This window comes from Chryseobacterium sp. (assembly GCF_029240215.1).
Classification (GTDB): Bacteria; Bacteroidota; Bacteroidia; order Flavobacteriales; family Weeksellaceae; genus Chryseobacterium.
Map to the genome: position 1 here is coordinate 178,604 of NZ_JARBTK010000003.1, position 19,190 is coordinate 197,793.

Below are 19,190 nucleotides of genomic sequence, written 5' to 3' on the forward strand. Positions count from 1 at the left end.
TCATTAATACTTTTTACTTTATACATTAATACAACATATATGAACAAGAAAATTCAAATACTATCTATATTATTTCTGGGAATTTCGTCTGTGGCATTTTCTCAGATCAAAGAGGAAAAACTGATTCTTAACAAGAAAAGAGAACCGGAAGTAAAGAAAATTGAGAAGAAAAAAACCTCAGTAGAAACGGTGAAAAATTATCCGCCGGAAGAGAAATCTGCCAATCCTGTAAAATACAATATTACAGATGTTCCTGCAGTTTCAGACTTTAAAACTTCTACGATTCAGGGTGAAGATGTCGCTCCGAAATTTGATGCAACGGCTCAGAATAACTATTTTCAGTTTGGAATGGGGAATTACGGAAAGATTTTAGCCGACGCCAATATTTCTAAAACGCTTGAGAACAAAATTGAAGTGGGAGCTGACGTTCATGTGCTTTCTACCAATGGTTTGAAAAAAATCTACGATTGGGATTCTAATCAGAGTTCTGCAACTTTGGGGGCTTTCCTTAATTCTTACGGTGAGAAAGGAAAAATCAATGTGAATGCTGAATACGGTTTAGATAATTATAATTATTACGGAATTTACGCATTGACACCTTCCGCAGATGTAGATTTGAAGCAGAAAGTCAATCAGTTTAAAGTAAACGGTTATTATGATTTTTATTCAAATGAAATTTTAAATGATGTAAGAGTAAAATCTTCCTTTTTGAGTGACCATTTTGATGCAAAAGAAAATCAGGCTTCCATCTTAGCTAACCTTTCAAAACACGCTGTTGAACTAGGAAAAAGCGGAGTTGTTTTAAATGCTGATTTAGGTTTAGGTTTAGAAACGGTAAAAACAGATTTTGCTTTATTAAATAAAAATTCATCAACATTCTTTAATGCAGATATTGCTCCGAAAGTAACTTTTGCTAAAGGTGAATCGTATTTGATGTTGGGTTCTTCTTTTTCATTTTTAAATGCAAGAAATTCTAATTTAATCTTAGCTGAAGAATTAAAAAACAATAAAACATATTGGTTTCCGCAAGCTGAGTTTCAGGTAGCTGCTGCTAAAGAATTTAAATTCTACGGTGGAGTAGACGGTGGTTTAAAACTAAATACTTACAGCGAATTATTGCAGGCAAATCCGTTTTTAGTTTCGGATCAGATGTTGAGACCGACTGAAACGCAGTATCATTTTTATGCAGGTTTAAGAGGTGATATCGACGAAACTTTTAAATATGATGTTTCTGCAGGTTTTGGAAAAATGAGAAATATTATGTTTTTCCAGGGAAATAATTTGTTTGATAATACATTTACTTTAGACCGTCCGGGTTACGATTTTGCTAATACTTTTTCAGCAGTTTATGATGACGGAAATGTACGCGATATCAAAGGTAGTTTACAATATTTCCCATTGGAAAATCTAATTGTTGATGCTGATGTTAGATTTTTAAAGTATGATTTAAAGAATTATGACAATATTTACAATGTTCCGTTGGTGACAGGAAGCATAGGTGCAAAATATACAATGTTCGAGAAAAAACTGTCATTAGGCTTCAAAGGAATCTTTGCAACTGACAGAACGACAAACTCGTATATGCTTGAAGGCGTGGGAAGTCCGTCGTTGATTTTCCAATCGACAGAAGATACGAATGATAAAGTTGGTGGGTATGCAGATTTAAATTTGTCTGCAGAGTATAAAATTCATAAAAATTTCAGTATTTTCGCACTCGGAAACAATCTTCTGAGCTCAAAATACCAAACGTACAAAGGATATAAAGTTCTTGGTGCACAGATTGTGGGAGGTGTGAAGATTACTTTCTAAAATATGGGTAATGAGTAATTGGTTATAAGCAATATTTTCATTACATATCATTAATTACTCATTACTTATAAAAACGGCTTCGTAGTTCAACTGGATAGAATATCGGATTTCGGCTCCGAGGGTTGGGGGTTCGAATCCCTTCGAAGTCACATTTTTATAAAGAAAAACAACGCTAATAGACTATTGGCGTTGTTTTTCTTTATTATGATTACTCTTATTAATTTTTGAGAACATAATCTTTCATAATTAAAGTAATGATTTAATAAAAAATAAAAAAGGTGAACCAAACAGTTCACCTTTTCCTTATTTCACTTTTCCTTAAGATTGGATAAACTCCAAAAGATCTTTATTAATCGTTTCTGCTTCCGTAGTCGGCATTCCGTGAGGGAACCCCGGGTAAGTTTTTATCGTTCCGTTTTTCAGTAATTTAATTGATTTTAAAGCAGCATTCTGGTAAGGAACGATCTGGTCATCTTCTCCGTGAAGAACCAAAACAGGAATGTCAACCGCCTGTAGATCTTCTCTGAAATCAGTTTCAGAAAAAGCTTTTATTCCGTCGTAATGCGCAACAATTCCGCCCATCATTCCTTGTCTCCACCAGTTTCTCTGTACACCTTCTTTCACTTTTGCACCTTCTCTGTTGTAGCCGTAAAAAGGGAAAGTCAAATCGATATAAAACTGCTGTCTGTTGTTCAGTGTCTGATCTCTGATGTTGTCGAAAACTTCCATCGGTACACCATCCGGATTGCTTTCACTTGCCACCATAATCGGCGGAACTGCACTGATCAAAACAGCTTTTTTAGCTCTTCCGTTAGCATATTTGTTAACATAACGGATCACTTCACCACCTCCTGTTGAGTGTCCGATGTGAACTACGTCTTTCAGGTCTAAGAATTCTACCAACTCAGCCGCATCAGCAGCGTATTGTTCAATGGTATGACCGTATATGTTCTGGCTAGATCTTCCGTGACCTCTTCTGTCGTGCGTCACAACTCTGTAACCTTTCTGTAAGAAAAATATTACCTGTGCATCCCAATCATCTGATGATAAAGGCCATCCGTGGTGAAACATCAATGTTGGTCCTTCTCCTTGATCTTTGTAAAAAATCTCTGTTCCGTCTTTTAATTTTAGTGTGCTCATAATTTACTTTTTAAATGTTTGTAATTAATTTATTTTAATATTTCGTTGTCTTAATTCTTTAGCAAATGTAGTTCTGTGAAATTCAACCCATCTTGATCTAAGTTAAAATAGTTCATTTGCTATATTTTATTTTGGGCAGCTTAATCCGCCTTCCGTTCCCGCTTTTTTTGTCATTGCGAACAAAGTGAAGCAATCTGTAGAACTTTTGTACATTCGCAATGACAAAAAAGAGCTCCACTCAAGTCGGGCTGCGGACGATTCGGCATTATTTTACGTTTTCTCTTACTAATTCTAGCAGATCTTCCGCACTTCCGTTGAATTTATTTCCGTTAACGAAGAAAGAAGGTGTTCCATTCACTCCGCTGACGATTCCGCTTTCAAAATCTGCATCAACTTTATTTGCCAGTTCGGTGCTTTCCAGATCCTTTTCAAATTGAGGAATATTCAGTTTTAATTTTTCCGCCAGTTTCATAAGGAAATTCTCATTCAAATCTTGCTGATTTTCATAGATTGCATCGTGCATTTCCCAGAATTTCCCTTGTAAATTGGCTGCTTCTGCTGCGAGTGCCGCCGGTCTTGCATATTGATGCATTTCTGATAATGGGAAGTTTCTGAAAACAAATTTGATTTGACTTCCGAACTCTTTCATCAATTCTTTCAGAACAGGGTAAGCAGCTCCGCAATACGGACATTGATAATCTCCATATTCTACGATAACTAAATCGGCATCTAAGTTGCCTTGTGCGTGGTCAGTTTTGCTGACCGCTGGTTTTAATGACATAATTATTTTGTTTTAAGTGTTTCTAAAGCTTCTAAAATTCCGTCAGCACCGGGATTAATGGCCGTTGGTGACAGATAACTCCATTCGATAATGCCATCTTTGTTGATGACGAATAATGCGCGTTTGCATTCGCCTTCTTCTTCATCGTAAACGCCATATTTTCTGGCGATTTCTCCTTTAGCTTCAAAATCTGCTAACAATGGAAAATGTAAATTTCTGGATTGTGAAAAAGCCAAATGACACCATTTGCTGTCTACAGAAATACCGAAGAGTTCCGCGTCATATTGTTTGAAAAATTTCAATGTTTCATTATACAAAGCCATTTGGTCACTGCAAACCGGACTCCAGTCGGCCGGATAAAAAGCGAGAATAACATTCTTTCCTTTGAATTCTGAGAGTTTAATTTTCTGGTCGGGCGTTGCAAATAATGTAAAATCAGGAGCAACATCATTTTTCTGTAACATAATATGAGTTTTATAGTTATTTTTTGAAATCAATAATCCGCAAATCAGTAATGATAGAGCCGGAAGAATAAAAGTCCATTTTCCTGAATAATCGAGTAGGATAGGAGCGATGAACGCACCGGACAAAAAGCCAATCCACAAGAGTAAAAGACGAATGGCATTGGATTTATATTCTTCTTTTTTCGCCTTATCTTTAGTCATACTCAACATTGCTGTGTTTCTTGCCAAGCTGTTCAAAGTTCCTGTTACGAAATCTGTATTCACTTTTTGGTTTCCTACGGAAGTTACAATCGTGTTCATCAATCCCATCGAAAAACCAATAATTGCAATTGAAGAAATATTATTGATATTATAAAAATAAGCAATTATTGTATAGAAAATAAGAATTCCAGAAACTATGTAAAATGTTAATATTTGGTTCTTAATTCTCTTCCATAATGACAGGCAAGTTCCTGCGTAAACCCCCAGTAGGAAAAGAATGATAACTGTAACTGATGTTATAATAACTCCAAATTTATCAGTAGAAAATGCTGCACCCAACTGTGTCGTGTTTCCACTCATAAAAGAAACGTAGGTTTTCCATTTGATAAGACCTGTCGCATCGATGTATCCTGCAATCAGAGCTAAGAATACCGCCAATCTTTCCTGCTTCCTGATTGGGTCAGGTAAAACTGAAATGCTTGCTGAAGAAATTATTGACTGTTCCATTTTGAGAGGTTATATTTTTGCCACGAAATCACTAATTTTTTATAATTGAATCTAGTAGAATTTCCATTTAAAAGAAAAATAATGATTATTAAATTTTTGCATTTGTGGCTATTTAATATGAATTAATAATCTCTACTTATTAAAAGCAGCAATCGCTTTTTGAATTCCTTCTCCGGCAGTTGTGAAAAATGCAGGTCCTGCGAGCAATGTTATTTTCTCGATTGGTTTGTAGGCAGACATCTTTTTACCCTTCAGGAAAGCCTGAGTTCGGTAAGCGTTGATGGCTCCGGTTACGCCGTATCCTGCAACTTCTGCGGTGGGCGAATCTATTCCTGCATCTTTCAGGTCGGTTGCAAAAGCATATTTTGTAACCCCCAATCGCAACGCTTCTTCCATACCGACAGTAGCAACTTGCTGCATCAGCTCGGGTGTGAATTTATTCCTGTCACCCAATCCAATCAACAGTAATTTTTTTGCTCCGATGGTTCCTGAAGGTGGTGTTATTAATAATGTTTCCAGTGAATGTCCTGCAAACTTACCTGATTTTCTGAGTTCTGTGAGGATACCGTTCAGGCTTTTGTCAAGATGAACCATTCCATTTACAGCTTCAGGTAAAGCGGGCGGCGAATTGAAAATATCACCTTCCGTATATTCAAAAACGCAGGCAATCTGTAAAGGTGTGACTTCTGTGGACGGCCCTTGTACCATTCCTTCGATCGCGATTCCATCAACTTTCCCCCAGATCTTGGAAGTGTTTGCAGGCGTGGTCTGTACTGTGGTTTGTGAAAAATAGATTTGTGATGTTGCAAAAAACATTGAAACAAATAAACCAATTTGTGTGGCCTTTTTTATATTTAAGGTTTTCATAATGTAAAATTTTTAGAATAATATGAAGGAAATTTTATTTTTTAGGCTCAATAAATACTTTCTTAGAAGGGAATTTTTCTGTTTCACCTTCTTTCAAACCAAAATTGGTAACAACAACATCTTTTGGATTTCCCGCAAGCCATTCGCTTAAATCAATAGATTCATAAACACCGCTGTTAAATCCAATAAGGACTTTACAAACCATATCTCCTGTATTTTTGATATAATGTCCGGCTCCCATTGGAACATAACCCACATCACCTGCATTGAATTGCTCCGTTACAACCGTTCCTTCTGCTAAAAATACCGACATTTCTGCTTCTCCGGAAATAAAATACTGCCATTCGTCTGCGTTGGGATGCCAATGCATTTCTCTCAAAGCGCCCGGTTGCAATTCCAAAATAGAACCAGACATTGTATTGCTAATCGGGAATTCTTTGCTGGTAACCAATCTTTGCAAACCTCCTCCGGGAATGATTCTCGGCTGCTGAGAATGCAAAGGATAACGGTGGAAACTGAGTAATTCTATATCAGATTCTTCAGGACGGGCAGCTGCGGTAAATGATAATTCGTCAGGAACAATTCCGGCAGCGAAATAAGCTTCTTTTTGTGGTAATGCAGCGACTTCTTCAAGCGTTAAACCTAAATTTTGTGCAACAATTTCAGGAGGCATACTTGATACGAAATCTGTAACACTGAATGTATGATCTTCGGAAAAATTACCATTATCGAAAATCAAAATAAAATGACATTCTTCTGTTCCTGTCGCCTGAATTGAGTGTCCGTAACCTTTTGGAAAATACCATACATCACCTGGTTCAAAATTATCAACATAACTGTGTCCGTCCGGATGAATAATTGTTGTACGCACCGTTCCGGAAATTACGTAAGCCCATTCTGCAGCGTTGGCGTGCCAGTGCAATTCTCTCATACTTCCTGGCTGCAGTCTCATAGAAACCCCCGCAATGCCTATAGAAGCCGGAAAATCTTTTACTGATGCTCCTCTTGTTGTTCCGCCATCATTAGTGCGGGGAACTTTTTTTTCTAATTCGTATCTGAAGCTTAAGTTTTCGGTATTCATAATAGTAATTTTTAATGTGATTATTAGAGTTTGTCTTTATTTCTACTGTAAAGCTACTGAGGAATCATTCGTTTTGTAAGTTGTTTTCGGTGAATGGGCAAAAACAGTCGTTGGGAATTTGAAAAAAATAGTTGGGGCTTTTAAAATAGAATCTGGTTTTTGTTCAGGCAAATGTTAAATAATACACAGATTAAGAAATAAACATAATGTTTGTCATTCTGTAGGAATCTCAACTACGTATTTACAAAGAATAACTTAGATTCCTACGGATGACAAACCCCGGAAAATAATGTTATTATAAATAAAAAAATCACTGGAATATTCCAATGATTTTAATAAAATAACTATATGGTTATTTTTAAAAAGGTTGATTGTATTTTCCTGTCAACGCTTTGTTTTCGATGCTTTTTGCAAAGTTTGGCGTTTCTTCATGATTATGTGCATCAGAAGCAGCCTGTCTTGAAGCCGCAGCATCAGCAAGGTTCACGTTGTGTTCTTTTAGGTATTCAAACATTTCGGGCGTTGCTGTTGCGTGAATTTCGTTGGTATACAATGTCGTATTATCATCAATTTTTGTCGCTTTAAGTTCCCATAAAACCTGAACTTTAGTACGGCCGGCTTTGGTGATAGAATCTGAAATCGATAGCATTCTGCAATAATCCGCACGGTGTTCCACAGCTACATAATGTTGAACCATCAGTGCATCACCAATGGTTTCAACATTTAATGATACAGGTTCGCCGTCATAAGTTGAAGAGATAGCTGCTCCGATGTGTTGCGTAGAACATCTTTGATATTCTGCATCCGGCAGATTTAACAACCAATCTGCGATGTTTACTTTTTCGATAGGCGCATTGATGATCGCTGTTACAGTAGAATGAGACAATGCGTTTTCTGGTGTTTGAATAATTTCCATAATGTTTAGAATTTTGATTGTTTGTATTAATTTGATGATGTAAAGCTATTATCAGATTAATTCAAAATCAATTGCCATTCGATGAACAGGCAAAATGGATCGTTAAATAGAAAAATAGATAACAATTTTGAACGGAAGGTTTTTTTTAATAAAAGAAAAAGTTGTTTTGTTCCAAAAAGGGTTGTTTTAAATAGAAATTTTTACCAGATTCAGTTATAAAAAATTCGTGCATTCGTAGCAAAAAATATGACCTTCCATTAAATTATATCAATGAATAGCCACGAATGCACGAATTTAATCGTTGTTTTATTCAAAACAGACTGTCGTTTTTAGAAATTTAACAACAAAAAAAATCCGCTTCAAAAGTATTGAAACGGATTTTATGATCAGTGGTTTAATTTATTTATAAAGCCATTTTCTAATCAGTTTGGTATAATTCGGCATCATTGCAAATACCATCAGAAAAACAATACATCCTGAAACGATAAACCCATCAAAATAATGATTGACAGGAATTTGTAAAAATCTTAAAAAAGGTAATACAAATAAGGGAATCAGAAGTGATAACGGATAAATGGCAGACCAGGTCACCAGAAATTGCTTCCAGCGAACGGGAACTTTGGCTTCATTCTCAGATTCGAAAAGAAAATCGAGACCGGAGTTTATTTTGTAATTATCGTTTTTCCGGAATAACGGATTTGCTTTTTCAATCAGATTTTTTCGATTGTCAGATTCCATCCAGTGTTTAAGATGGCTGATGGTGTCGAAGCGGATAATCACAGTATAAACAAAAGTCAAATCAGGAATCGGACGTACAATCTGCAAATCAATAAAACCTTCCGAATGCTTCGTGATGGGAACGATTTCGTCTAACCATTTTTCATATTCCTGTCGTTTTCCATCCAAAATATGGTGGGTGATAACAACGGATGCGCCTTGATTTTCCATAACTGATGTTTTTGTTTAGATTTAAAAAGCTCTTTTATACTGCCACGGAATTTCTATTTCAATATCTAATTCTTTAGCAGAATGAATGGCAAAATAAGGATCACGTAAATGTTCTCTTGCAATAATAATTAAATCTGCTTCTTCATTTAAAATAATATCATTCGCCTGTCGGGCTTCTGTAATCATTCCGACAGCTCCTGTCAGAATTCCTGTCTGCTCTTTAATAGCTTTTGCAAACGGAACCTGGTAACCGGGAAACACCCTGTCTTTGCTCACATTGGTAAATCCGCCACCGGAAGCAGTGATAAAATCTACACCATTTTCTTTCAGTATTTTTGAAAGGGCAATGCTGTCTTCCAAGGTCCAGGCTTCTTCAGATTCTATATAATCAACAGCTGAAATCCTTACCAGCAAAGGCATCGATTCAGGAATTGCTTTTCTGATCTCCTGAACGGTTTCTACTAAAAACCGGATTCTGTTTTCAAAACTTCCGCCATATTCGTCCTGTCTTTTATTGATAACTGCGGAATAAAACTGGTGAAATAAATATCCGTGTCCTGCGTGTAATTCAATCGTATCAAAACCTGCATTCACAGCACGGAACGCCGCCTGAACGAATTTAACTTTCAACTCGTGAATTTCAGGAATGGTTAATTCTTCTGCGAAAACACCGTTAAAATCTCTTGCGGAAGAAGATTTTACTGTCCATCCGCCTTCTTCCTCGCTGAGTGGTTTCATCCGTTCATTAGGATGTTTCAGGCTTCCTTTTCCGCCGGAATGCCATAGCTGGATTCCTATTTTGGCATCCTGTTCGTGAACGAAATCTACAATGTTTTTCCACGCATTTTTTTGTTCGTCGTTCCAGATTCCAACATCATTTAATGTAGCCAATCCTTCGGGAGAAACGGCTGTACATTCGGTAAGGATTAAACCTGCACCACCAACGGCACGGCTTCCCAAATGTACAAGATGCCAATTTCCGGGAACTCCGTTTTTTGCGCTGTACTGCTGCATTGGAGATACTGCCATCCTGTTTTTTAATGTAAGGCTGCGAAGTTGTATAGGAGAAAATAAGTTCATTTTTTCTAAATTTTTAAAGTGATTTTGAAAATTCCTCTGTTTCGGAAACAGCTTGTGAAATGATGTTTTTTACATCTTCTAAAATTGTTTCTGCTGTTGGATTTTCTTCCGTTATCATTTCAAGTGTATCCAGTTTTTCCTGTAATAAGGGCAGCAATCCCATTATCGCAACACTGGATTTGAGGTCGTGTGCACGTAATTTTACGGTTGTAAAATCTTTATTTTGATAAGCTGTTATTAATTGTTGAAGATGATTAGGGACATTATCGATAAACTGCTGGCTGACAATTTTTTCAAAACTCTTGTCGCCACCGCTTACCGACTGCGTATAAGTAAGGTCGATGTATTGATAAACAGGCGGTTTTTCTTCAATTTTTATCTCTTTATGGTTTCTTTCATTCAATCCGAAATTTGAAATCAGTTTGAAAAGTTCTTCTTCTTTGATCGGTTTTGAGATGTATTCATTCATTCCGCGGCTGATACATTTTTCTCTTTCTCCCGCCAAAGCGTGTGCAGTCATTGCAATGATTGGAATATTTAATTTCAGTTCTTCCCGAATTTGTTGAGTCGCAGCATAACCGTCCATCTGTGGCATTTGAATATCCATCAAAACAAGGTCACAATCGTTATTTCTAAGATATTCTACAGCTTCCAAACCGTTTGATGCGGTTTCAAAATCGATATTCCATTGCAACAATAAGTGCTTCATCAGACTTTGATTGATCGCATTGTCATCGACTACCAAAACGCGTAAAGGCGTATTTGATTTATCTTTAAAATAATTGGTATCTACCGCAGGAATTGTATTGAGTTGCTCTTTTGCAATACCGTAAGGAATATAAAAGTGAAAAGTCGTTCCTTTTCCCTGTTCACTGCTGACTTCGATATCGCCGTTCTGCAGCAAAATCAGGCTTTTTACGATGGATAAACCTAATCCTGTTCCTCCGTAATTTCGGGTGATGGAATCTTCACCCTGGTTGAATCTTTCAAAAACTTCATTCAGTTTTTCTTTATCAATTCCAATTCCTGTATCTGTAACTTTAAAACCGACAATGACTTCTTTTTCAGTTTGTTGTTTGTTATAAATTTCAATATTAATGCTTCCCTGATCTGTAAATTTTATGGCATTCCCGAGGAGGTTGACCAAAATCTGAGTTAATCTCGTTGCATCGCCTGTCAATGTATCCGGGATTGATGCTTCTACCTTGCTGGCAATTGTCAGTCCTTTTTCCTTTGCGCGCTCTGCAAAAAATGTTTCTACGGAATTTACTAATCCGTTGATACTGAATATTCCGGGTGTAATTCGCATCATTCCTGCTTCGATTTTAGATAAATCAAGAATGTCATTAATAATTGCCATCAGATTTTCTCCCGACCGCTGAATTGAAGATACAAATTCGGCTGAAGTTGTATCCAGAGGTCTTTTTTGCAGCAAATTGGTAAAGCCCAAAATCCCGCTTAGGGGTGTTCTGATTTCGTGGCTCATATTGGCAAGAAAATTTTCTTTTGTTTGCGCGGCCACCGACGCTTTTTTCTCGGCAACATCCAATTCCTGTATCAGTAAACGCTGACGTTTGAACTGACGAAGGATGTGATAACCGACAATAGCACCGCTTAATATTAATAAAATAAGCAAAGAAATGTCGTACATTCTTGCTTTTTGTCCCATTTCCTCGCTTCGTTTACTAAGCTCAACCATATGCAACCGGCGGCTTTCATAGATTTTTGCAGTAATGGAAGTGATTTCATTTGAAATTTTTCTAGCCCGTGGATTCGCAATGGAAGTTTGGTCGTCCATATTTCCCAAAGAAAAGTAGCGGTGCAGTAATTTTTCCTTTGTTGTTTTCTTTTCCATTGCAAGAACGCTGAGTCTATGAATAAGCTTTTCTTCTACAGAATCTGCATTGTCTTTGGAAAGTGAATCGAGGAAATTTTCTATCTGATTTATTTTCTGGTCGATCCCTTCCAGATGGGTTGTGTCATTGGTTGCGATGGATGCTCTGATCCTGCTTTCAACACCCAGAATATCACGGTCGATTTCTCTTAAATGGTTGCTTGAACGAAGCTCATTTAAAAGTCTGTTATTATTTTTGATGAGCTCTTTCGTGTTTTTGGCTGAATTGATCTGTACAGCGATCAATAGGAGAGAGCCTGCAATGAAGGTCAGTATTATAAAATAACTAAAACGTTTGTTGTTCATTACAGAAGGTTTATTTATCATAAATGAATATGTTCTTTTTTACTATAGAGTTTGTCTTTCCGTAGGAATCTAAGCAATGATTTAAAATTGAATCTCTAAAAAATAAGTCTATATTTCTACGGAATGACAAATGTTGTGTCAAATTCAAAAATGTCTAAACTTGCGTGTTGCAGCCCGGCTTGAACGGAGCTCTTTTTATTTTTCCTAAAAATAAAAAAGCGGGAGTGGAAGACGGATTAAGCTGCCCAAATAAAAATTATCTAAAAAACATTCATTCTTGTGTTGAGTGCTTTTCTGTAGGCATCGGCAACGGGAATGAATTTTCCATTAATCATAATTCCACCGTCCTGTAAGGTGTCAATCTTGCTTACAGAAACGATGTAAGAGCGATGAACTCTGATAAAATTGTCCTTTGGAAGACGTTCTTCAGCAGTTTTCATCTTGCCGTGTATCGCAAACATTTTTTCACGGGTATAAAACTTTACATAATCTCCCATTGCTTCTGCGTAAAAAATATCGTCCAGCTTCAAACGCCTTGTGATATTGGAATCCCTGACGAACAGAAATTCGTCGTTGGTCATTTCTACATTTTCTTTTTTGCTTTCGAGAATTGACTGAGCTTTGCTTACTGCCTGTAAAAATCTCGCAGGCATTACCGGTTTCAGGATATAATCTGCAATATTCAGTTCAAAAGCTTCGAGCGCATATTCTTTGTTGGAAGAGGTGAAAATGATGATGATATCTTTCCCAGAAAGGTTTTTCGTGAGCTCAATTCCCGTCATTTCGGGCATTTCGATGTCCAAAAAAATCAGGTCAACGTGATTGTTCTGCAAATGATTGTAAGCTTCAATCGCATTGGAATATTCATTGACAATGGTAAGATTCGGAATCTGTTTTGCGAGATGTGCCAAAGTTGTTCTTGCAATGTCATTATCATCAACGATTAAAGCTTTCATAGGAATAGTTATTATATGATTGACACAAATATAATTATTCCTTTTTATTTTTGATGCTCCGGAATCTTAATTATCTGAAATATGAACGGATCATCCAAGCCATTTCTTCGTGGGTTTCCATCAATCCTGTAATGAAATCGCTGCTGCCGTAATCTTTGTATTCTTCGGCAAATGGTGTGATGTTTCCTCTTAGAAAATCGATGATGCTTTCGTGGTCTTTTAAAAGATCTTTCATAAAGCCGAGACCATCGTTTGTTCTATCGCTGTATTCTGTAAGGTGCGTAAGCTCAAGATAAATTTTCATTGTAGCAGGTGCATAATGTCCTATTTTGCGCATACGTTCTGCAACACTGTCGATCAATTCGTCGATTTGTTTATACTGCTCCTCGAAGAAGATGTGGTTGGCGTGGAAATTCTCTCCGGTCACATTCCAGTGCGCATTTCTTGTTTTGGTGTAGAGTACAAATTCGTCTGCTAAAAGTTTTGCCAATTGTGCTGCCACAGCGTCTGTGTTTTGCTCTGTAAGTCCGATGTTTGTTTTCATAATAATAGGATTTAAATTTTGAGCATTATTGCTCTGTTTTCTGATGTAAAGGTCAGTAAGAATCCTGTAAAATGGAAAAGGTTTTCGTTGAATGGGCAAAAAGAGTCGTTGAAATAATTATCTGAAATGTTTAGTGAAATAGTATTGGTGCCGGAAATGAGTTTGTAATATTCAAGCTTTACCAATTTAAATCTTTCAAAAAAATATTAAAAAACTGTAGCTCCGGATTATAAATTTTAATGTAAAAGGCATTAGAACTGCAATTTGAACTTAATTACCAAATTTTTTCGAATGTATTTTCTTCTCCTTCACTTTTATCACAAACTCAGGAAGTGTGTAAAGTTCACCTGCCTTTACAGAGAAAGAGGCGCGTTCTGTCTCACAGTATGTATTTTGAGGCAGCGTATTGATGTTAAGTAAGGCGGTATAATTTCCGGTAGGTAAGAAAGAAATAAACTCACCATCATCGTTTGTGTTTACAGTTTCAATTAAAGTATCATCCTGATAAATATTAAATATAATGCCATTAGCTCTGGGATTGAAATCAACAGCTGTTTTATTATCGAATTGATATTTTACGTGTCCTGCTACAGTGCCATTTTGATGGAGCGGGATCGCAATTTCAAGTGTGTATTGATTGACATCCAACATTTGATCATCATAATACCAACCTTCCTGAACAGACTGTTTTAAACGGTATTTTCCAAAAGGTACATTTTTATATGAAATTTTCCCGTCAGAATCGGTTTTAAAGGCGATATTATTGATGTTGATCAGATAATTTGAAGCAGTTTCTTCTTCTGTATCAAATATATTGTTGTTGTTTCGGTCATAGAAGGCAAAAGCGTAAAGATCTGATTTTTTCTTTGTGCTTAAAGTGGTTTTCTGCAGATTCAAGGTAACTCCTGCTTCAATGGTGAAAATATTATTTCTGGTGTTTGCGGATGAATAGTTGTATAAAGATGAATTCACAAAAAACTCATATACTCTTGTATGCCACTTCAGATTGCAAAATGCTGAAGGTGATTTTCCGTAGATGTTATCATCTGTATAAGAAAGCCCGGAAGTAATGCTTAGTTTGTCTTTAAAAGCGGTACTGCTGTAATAAACAGATGCACTGAGTTTTTTATATTTTTCATTTTTATCGATGAGCTGTGAGAAGGCATATTCTGATAAATAGTAACTTCCAGACTGGTATTGAGAAGAAAAATTGATCTTCCGGTAATTATAATTGGCTGTAAATTTTCCCTGAAACTGTTGGTTTTCTTCATTCGGATATTGTGCAAATCCCATCTCGAGAGCCAAAACAGCAGAGTGTTTTCTGCTTTCACTGATCCAGTTGGTATTTTCTACAATTCTGTGAGCTTTAATTGATAAATCGTTTTTTTGAAATTGCGGAAGAAAATTATTGTACGAGTTAGATTTTTCCAATTGATATTGATATGAAAAAGAATAACCAAATGATCCTGTTTTTGCCAAATTCAGTCCAGCTTCCATTTTGACATTATCCGAAGAGAGCTGAGTGTTGTAAAAGTAATACTTAGGTGAATAATTAGAATAAAAAGCATTAACGAAAGCATAATGTTTTTTGAAAACTGTGAGATTGGCATTTTGCTGAATTTGCAGACTTCCTCTGCGGTTTCCGGGATAATAATCTGAGCTGTAGAAAATATTTCCGTTAAGATTTAGTTTTTTTATAATCCCTGAATATTGAGATTCAAATGCGAGAGAAGGCTTGGTGATTCCGTTCAGGTCATAAGAGCTGATTCCTCCGTATAGTTTTGACGTTGTCTGCCAAAGATTGTTGAAGCTGTGAGTAAATTCAGTTCCTAACAAATGATGTTTGGCTTTCTCGTAAGGATCGTTTTTAAATATATAAATTGATGAAAAATTCCGGGAAAAATTATAAGGATTAAGAATTCCCTTGACATAAAAACCGTATCCGTTTTTCAAAAACGAATTTTTTTCCAACAAACTGAAGCTTTGCTCAATGAAACCAACTTCAATTTTTTTATCTTTTGCAGAATTCAGAAAGCTGTACTCTACACCTCTGCCAAAAAGTGAAAGTTCCAGAAGCTTACTGATATTTCCAAGTGTAAATTCGCTTTTCTCGCGGCGGTAAGAAATGTATGTATTATTGACAACAGGATCGGTTTGCGAATTTATCATAAACATATTTCCGTTGATGAAAATATATCCTGAAGAAACATTAAAACCACCGCTTCCTAAAATTTGATACATATTAAGGTTATCTCCAACTCTGCGATAGCTTGTTGTTATAGAATTTTTCGTAGTACTTGCGAACCCATTTTGCTGCTCATCCTGAAACTTCTGTGTATGCGAAATACTCTGCACGGAAATTCTGCTAGTACCGAATATTTCTTTATCAGGATCTTTGAATCCGGTAACGTTGATGTCAAAAATGTTGTGTTTAAGAAGTTCTTTTGATGGTAAAAAGCTGAATGTAAATACAGAATCCTGTTGCGGACGTAATGTTCCGTGTTTTTCAATAAAAAGATTGCTGTCGCTATGATCAGGAATTTTAAAAACCAATGTCGTTTGTTGTGTTTTGTTTCCCTTGTTAGAAACCTTGATTCTGATCTTTAAAGAATCCTGATTGTTGTTTCTGAAAATCTGTGAAGTTTCGGCAAACATCTGCAAAAGACTGCTTTCCTCCACTTTATGAGTCACCATTTTTTCATTAATTTTCTGATCGTACTGATTGGTTAAAGTCAGATTGATGTTGGCATCTCCTGCATCTGCATTGTTGCTGACAAAGAATTTAAGTGAGACAAATCTTCTTTCATTTTTTTGCAGGTCTACTATAATTTCCTGCCCCAAAATAGATTTGAATCCTGTAGGAGTTGATATTTTTATTTTACCTTTAAAATTTTCGGTTGTATTGTTCTCAACAACAATTACCAGATCAATAATTTTTGATTCTTCACTGTATGATTTTTCATGAATGTCAAACAGAATATTTTCAGTTTTATTTTGAGCCGACAAAAACAGCGAACCAATCAATAGCAGAAAAGTCGTACAATATTTTATAAAATTTTGGAAAGGAGTAGGCAACATTATTGAGGAGTTATCTCATATTGTAATGTTGCAGAATATTCATCAGGTTTTGCATTAATGAAATATTCATCATTAGGTTTTGTGAAATATTTGATCGTGTAATCAAGATTTGCACCTTGTGTTGAAGATCCTTTTGCAATAGTCTGTGAAGCAGTATTTAAAAAAACTGTATTGAATGATGAGCCAGTGTTTTGTGTTGTTGGCAATATATTCATCTGAACATTGCCGACCGGAATTGTTCTTCCGCTCGCCGATGTGAAATTATTTTGGATGGCTCTTACTGTTATCTGAAAATTTGTATTGGCTTTTACAGTAAGCGCATTAGGATAAATAACACTTTTGCCATCTTTATAATCCTGTACACTATTAAATTCCAAAAGACCATTAGTTGCATTGCTGTTCACTTTCAGTGAAAGTTCTGTGCTTGTAGGTGGCGTTCCGGAGAGTGCGCCTATCTGAAATTGGAACTGATGATCTACTTTTCCGATGATCATATTATTTTGATCATAAGCTGTAAATTCTATTGGAGCCGTAAATGTGATCCAGGCAGGATAATTTCCGAGATATGCTCCACCGGCAACAACAATGCTGAATTTTAATTGTAAATTATAATATCCGTTATTTTGGCTTGGCTGATTATATAAAGGAGCATTTGATTTAGGAATCAATAAAAAATCTGAACCTTCGGTAACAATGGTATTAAGAGGAATTCCGATTTCTGCTATCGTGGGAACGGCATTCGGATGTGCCTGACCTGTTGAAGATACCGGCTGGAAAGATATTTTATCAGCAGGGAAAATATATGATCCGCTGTTAGCGGTGATGCTGCTTTTAAGACGTGCTGCTAACCTCCAGTTAGGAATATTAAAATTTCCGTTTCCGGCAAAAGTAACGGTATAGGCATCAGGATTTGTATTTCCCTGATATGAGTTTATCTGGAGATAGCTGTTTGTCCAGGATGAAAATGATATTTGAGCATGTAACTGAGTGGTAAGTAAAAATATCATTAACAAAAAGCAGAACTTTTTATTCATAACTAAAATTTAATTCGCCCATTTCTAAATTTTCTGCGTCACCGTAATCTATGAGTACGGATGCGGTGTATTTACCTTTTTCCAATGGTGTTGGAAGAGCAATTTCCATTTCACGCTTGTTTCCCGGCATAGTGTAAAACACGATCGGACTTAAAGTTGTTTTTTTACCGTTATCTGCATTGAGAATATCAGTCGTCACTTTACCGTCTACCCATATTTCAGCCTGATTTTCAAAATTCAATGTCAGTATTTTTTTTGCTGCATCAAATTTTAAATCGGTTATTTCAATTTTTTTCTTCGTTGCTTCCGGTTTCTTATGAAATATTTTAATTCCTGAACGGATGCTTACCTTTATGTTGGCTCCTTTACTGTCGACATCATCCACAGGATTCATTTGGCTTACGTACAGCAAAGCAGTATGAGCTGATAAATTGTCTTTTGAAAGAGTAGGTGAGGTAATCGTTATCTCAATATCACGTCTTTCTCCGGGTGTTAACGAAAAATAATTGTCGCCTTTTTTAATGGTAATCCAGCCGGCACAAGAATTTGGTAAAGAATTGGCGGGATGCATCTGGTTTTCTCCTTTTACATCATATTCCCAGTCGCCAAGACTTACTGCAAGGTCAAGACTGTTTTTTGCACTTACATTGGTTACGGTTATTTTTTCGGTATTACTGATACCTGCTCCTGATTCAAAGTAAAGTCGGGGTGGCGATACGGATATTCCGGTTTGTGCTTTTGCATTGAAAATAAATACAAAAAAGAAAAAGCAGAATAGCTGGAATGTATTTTTCATGAAGAAAGTACTAATAAAGAGAAGTGCTGCAAAGACTGCAACACTTCTTTATAGATTTAAATTTCTCAGAATCTTATTGAGATACGATAGTGTAAGTCAGTTCAGTTGTATATACTGTAGGATCTTGTCCTGCAATATAGTTGTTTAAATAAGCGTTTGCACCTGCACCTTTATATTCGATGCTGATTTTCTTATCTACACCTCCGTTTGCAGAAGTTACCAATGTTGTTTCGTTAGCTGATAACGAAACGTTTTGAGCGTATTGTGCACCATTTACGGCATCAGAACCTGCTGTTGCTTTGATCTGAATTGTATTAGCCTGAATGTTTTTTGCACCATTTTGCAAAGCTGCATTAGCACTTTTTACTTTTACCTGAAATCCGCCGGTACTGAAAACGTTTAAGTGATCTGCATTCAAAGAGCTTACTCCGTTTGCATAGTCATCTTTCGTCACGTAGTCTAAGTTGACGATTTTTTGAGCGTTGTTTACAACTAATGTCTGAATAGGTTTTAATCTTACGTTAAGAGTAACGTTTTGAGCACTGAGGGTTCCTACACCTAATATTGCTATTGATGTAATAATGAATTTTTTCATTAAATTATTGTTATATTGTTTCTAAGTTTCGGATGCAAAAGTAATACGATCCAGCGAAATATAAATTGTAAAAAATGACTAATCTTTTGTGAAAATTAACAAATAATTAATGAATAGGCTGATTTTTTGTTTTTAATGAAATTTAAACATAATATTATATGATTAAATATAATTTATATTTTTTATTATATGA

The 19,190-nt window shown here is 36.0% G+C and carries 16 protein-coding genes and 1 tRNA gene; 2 read left to right on the forward strand and 15 right to left on the reverse strand.

Going from position 1 to position 19,190, the window contains the following annotated elements:
• Positions 1 to 39 precede the first annotated feature (39 nt).
• Positions 40 to 1,809, forward strand: coding sequence for a TonB-dependent receptor (locus K0R77_RS08080; RefSeq protein ID WP_300350903.1), 1,770 nt, complete (start codon positions 40 to 42; stop codon positions 1,807 to 1,809).
• Between the two features lie 75 nt (positions 1,810 to 1,884).
• A tRNA-Arg gene (locus K0R77_RS08085) sits at positions 1,885 to 1,958 on the forward strand.
• Positions 1,959 to 2,127: 169 nt separating this feature from the next.
• Here K0R77_RS08085 and K0R77_RS08090 read toward each other — a convergent pair.
• The 15 genes from K0R77_RS08090 to K0R77_RS08160 all read right to left on the reverse strand — a co-directional run bounded on the left by K0R77_RS08090 (position 2,128) and on the right by K0R77_RS08160 (position 18,997).
• The gene (locus K0R77_RS08090) at positions 2,128 to 2,949 is read right to left on the reverse strand and encodes an alpha/beta hydrolase (protein WP_300350905.1); all 822 of its coding nucleotides are present in this window, start codon (positions 2,947 to 2,949) and stop codon (positions 2,128 to 2,130) included.
• A 265-nt stretch (positions 2,950 to 3,214) separates the two neighbouring features.
• Positions 3,215 to 3,730, reverse strand: a complete 516-nt coding sequence (locus K0R77_RS08095; RefSeq protein WP_300350907.1) for a DsbA family protein — start codon at positions 3,728 to 3,730, stop codon at positions 3,215 to 3,217.
• 2 nt (positions 3,731 to 3,732) lie between these two features.
• A complete protein-coding gene (locus K0R77_RS08100) occupies positions 3,733 to 4,902 on the reverse strand; it encodes a redoxin domain-containing protein (protein WP_300350910.1) in 1,170 nt (389 codons plus the stop codon).
• 132 nt (positions 4,903 to 5,034) lie between these two features.
• Positions 5,035 to 5,769 carry a M17 family peptidase N-terminal domain-containing protein gene (locus K0R77_RS08105; RefSeq protein WP_300350913.1) on the reverse strand — a complete coding sequence of 245 codons (735 nt, stop codon included), beginning with the start codon at positions 5,767 to 5,769 and terminating at the stop codon, positions 5,035 to 5,037.
• A 34-nt stretch (positions 5,770 to 5,803) separates the two neighbouring features.
• Entirely contained in the window at positions 5,804 to 6,850 is a 1,047-nt protein-coding gene (locus K0R77_RS08110; protein ID WP_300350915.1) for a cupin domain-containing protein, read from the reverse strand.
• Positions 6,851 to 7,208: 358 nt separating this feature from the next.
• On the reverse strand, positions 7,209 to 7,766 hold the full coding sequence (locus K0R77_RS08115) for a hypothetical protein (RefSeq protein WP_034706033.1): 558 nt from the start codon (positions 7,764 to 7,766) through the stop codon (positions 7,209 to 7,211).
• Between the two features lie 399 nt (positions 7,767 to 8,165).
• Positions 8,166 to 8,714, reverse strand: a complete 549-nt coding sequence (locus K0R77_RS08120) for an antibiotic biosynthesis monooxygenase (protein ID WP_300350920.1) — start codon at positions 8,712 to 8,714, stop codon at positions 8,166 to 8,168.
• Positions 8,715 to 8,735: 21 nt separating this feature from the next.
• Positions 8,736 to 9,794, reverse strand: a complete 1,059-nt coding sequence (locus tag K0R77_RS08125) for an NADH:flavin oxidoreductase/NADH oxidase (RefSeq protein ID WP_300350923.1) — start codon at positions 9,792 to 9,794, stop codon at positions 8,736 to 8,738.
• Between the two features lie 13 nt (positions 9,795 to 9,807).
• On the reverse strand, positions 9,808 to 12,015 hold the full coding sequence (locus K0R77_RS08130) for a hybrid sensor histidine kinase/response regulator (protein WP_300350926.1): 2,208 nt from the start codon (positions 12,013 to 12,015) through the stop codon (positions 9,808 to 9,810).
• Positions 12,016 to 12,254: 239 nt separating this feature from the next.
• Complete coding sequence (locus tag K0R77_RS08135; protein ID WP_300350929.1) at positions 12,255 to 12,950, reverse strand: LytTR family DNA-binding domain-containing protein; 696 nt, start codon at positions 12,948 to 12,950, stop codon at positions 12,255 to 12,257.
• A 70-nt stretch (positions 12,951 to 13,020) separates the two neighbouring features.
• Entirely contained in the window at positions 13,021 to 13,494 is a 474-nt protein-coding gene (locus tag K0R77_RS08140) for a DNA starvation/stationary phase protection protein (protein ID WP_300350932.1), read from the reverse strand.
• Positions 13,495 to 13,764: 270 nt separating this feature from the next.
• Entirely contained in the window at positions 13,765 to 16,572 is a 2,808-nt protein-coding gene (locus K0R77_RS08145; RefSeq protein WP_300350935.1) for a hypothetical protein, read from the reverse strand.
• Positions 16,572 to 17,606, reverse strand: a complete 1,035-nt coding sequence (locus K0R77_RS08150; RefSeq protein ID WP_300350937.1) for a hypothetical protein — start codon at positions 17,604 to 17,606, stop codon at positions 16,572 to 16,574. The genes K0R77_RS08145 and K0R77_RS08150 overlap by 1 nt, the downstream gene beginning before the upstream one ends.
• On the reverse strand, positions 17,599 to 18,402 hold the full coding sequence (locus K0R77_RS08155; RefSeq protein WP_300350940.1) for a molecular chaperone: 804 nt from the start codon (positions 18,400 to 18,402) through the stop codon (positions 17,599 to 17,601). The genes K0R77_RS08150 and K0R77_RS08155 overlap by 8 nt, the downstream gene beginning before the upstream one ends.
• A 73-nt stretch (positions 18,403 to 18,475) precedes the next feature.
• Positions 18,476 to 18,997, reverse strand: a complete 522-nt coding sequence (locus K0R77_RS08160; protein ID WP_300350942.1) for a hypothetical protein — start codon at positions 18,995 to 18,997, stop codon at positions 18,476 to 18,478.
• Positions 18,998 to 19,190: the final 193 nt, after the last annotated feature.

Coding starts and splice junctions, on each gene's coding strand:
- K0R77_RS08110 (WP_300350915.1), bottom strand. CDS start 6,850: ATGAATACCGAAAACTTAAGCTTCAGATACGAATTAGAAAAAAAAGTT.
- K0R77_RS08080 (WP_300350903.1), top strand. CDS start 40: ATGAACAAGAAAATTCAAATACTATCTATATTATTTCTGGGAATTTCG.
- K0R77_RS08100 (WP_300350910.1), bottom strand. CDS start 4,902: ATGGAACAGTCAATAATTTCTTCAGCAAGCATTTCAGTTTTACCTGAC.
- K0R77_RS08135 (WP_300350929.1), bottom strand. CDS start 12,950: ATGAAAGCTTTAATCGTTGATGATAATGACATTGCAAGAACAACTTTG.
- K0R77_RS08155 (WP_300350940.1), bottom strand. CDS start 18,402: ATGAAAAATACATTCCAGCTATTCTGCTTTTTCTTTTTTGTATTTATT.
- K0R77_RS08125 (WP_300350923.1), bottom strand. CDS start 9,794: ATGAACTTATTTTCTCCTATACAACTTCGCAGCCTTACATTAAAAAAC.
- K0R77_RS08105 (WP_300350913.1), bottom strand. CDS start 5,769: ATGAAAACCTTAAATATAAAAAAGGCCACACAAATTGGTTTATTTGTT.
- K0R77_RS08150 (WP_300350937.1), bottom strand. CDS start 17,606: ATGAATAAAAAGTTCTGCTTTTTGTTAATGATATTTTTACTTACCACT.
- K0R77_RS08130 (WP_300350926.1), bottom strand. CDS start 12,015: ATGATAAATAAACCTTCTGTAATGAACAACAAACGTTTTAGTTATTTT.
- K0R77_RS08120 (WP_300350920.1), bottom strand. CDS start 8,714: ATGGAAAATCAAGGCGCATCCGTTGTTATCACCCACCATATTTTGGAT.
- K0R77_RS08095 (WP_300350907.1), bottom strand. CDS start 3,730: ATGTCATTAAAACCAGCGGTCAGCAAAACTGACCACGCACAAGGCAAC.
- K0R77_RS08115 (WP_034706033.1), bottom strand. CDS start 7,766: ATGGAAATTATTCAAACACCAGAAAACGCATTGTCTCATTCTACTGTA.
- K0R77_RS08090 (WP_300350905.1), bottom strand. CDS start 2,949: ATGAGCACACTAAAATTAAAAGACGGAACAGAGATTTTTTACAAAGAT.
- K0R77_RS08140 (WP_300350932.1), bottom strand. CDS start 13,494: ATGAAAACAAACATCGGACTTACAGAGCAAAACACAGACGCTGTGGCA.
- K0R77_RS08145 (WP_300350935.1), bottom strand. CDS start 16,572: ATGTTGCCTACTCCTTTCCAAAATTTTATAAAATATTGTACGACTTTT.
- K0R77_RS08160 (WP_300350942.1), bottom strand. CDS start 18,997: ATGAAAAAATTCATTATTACATCAATAGCAATATTAGGTGTAGGAACC.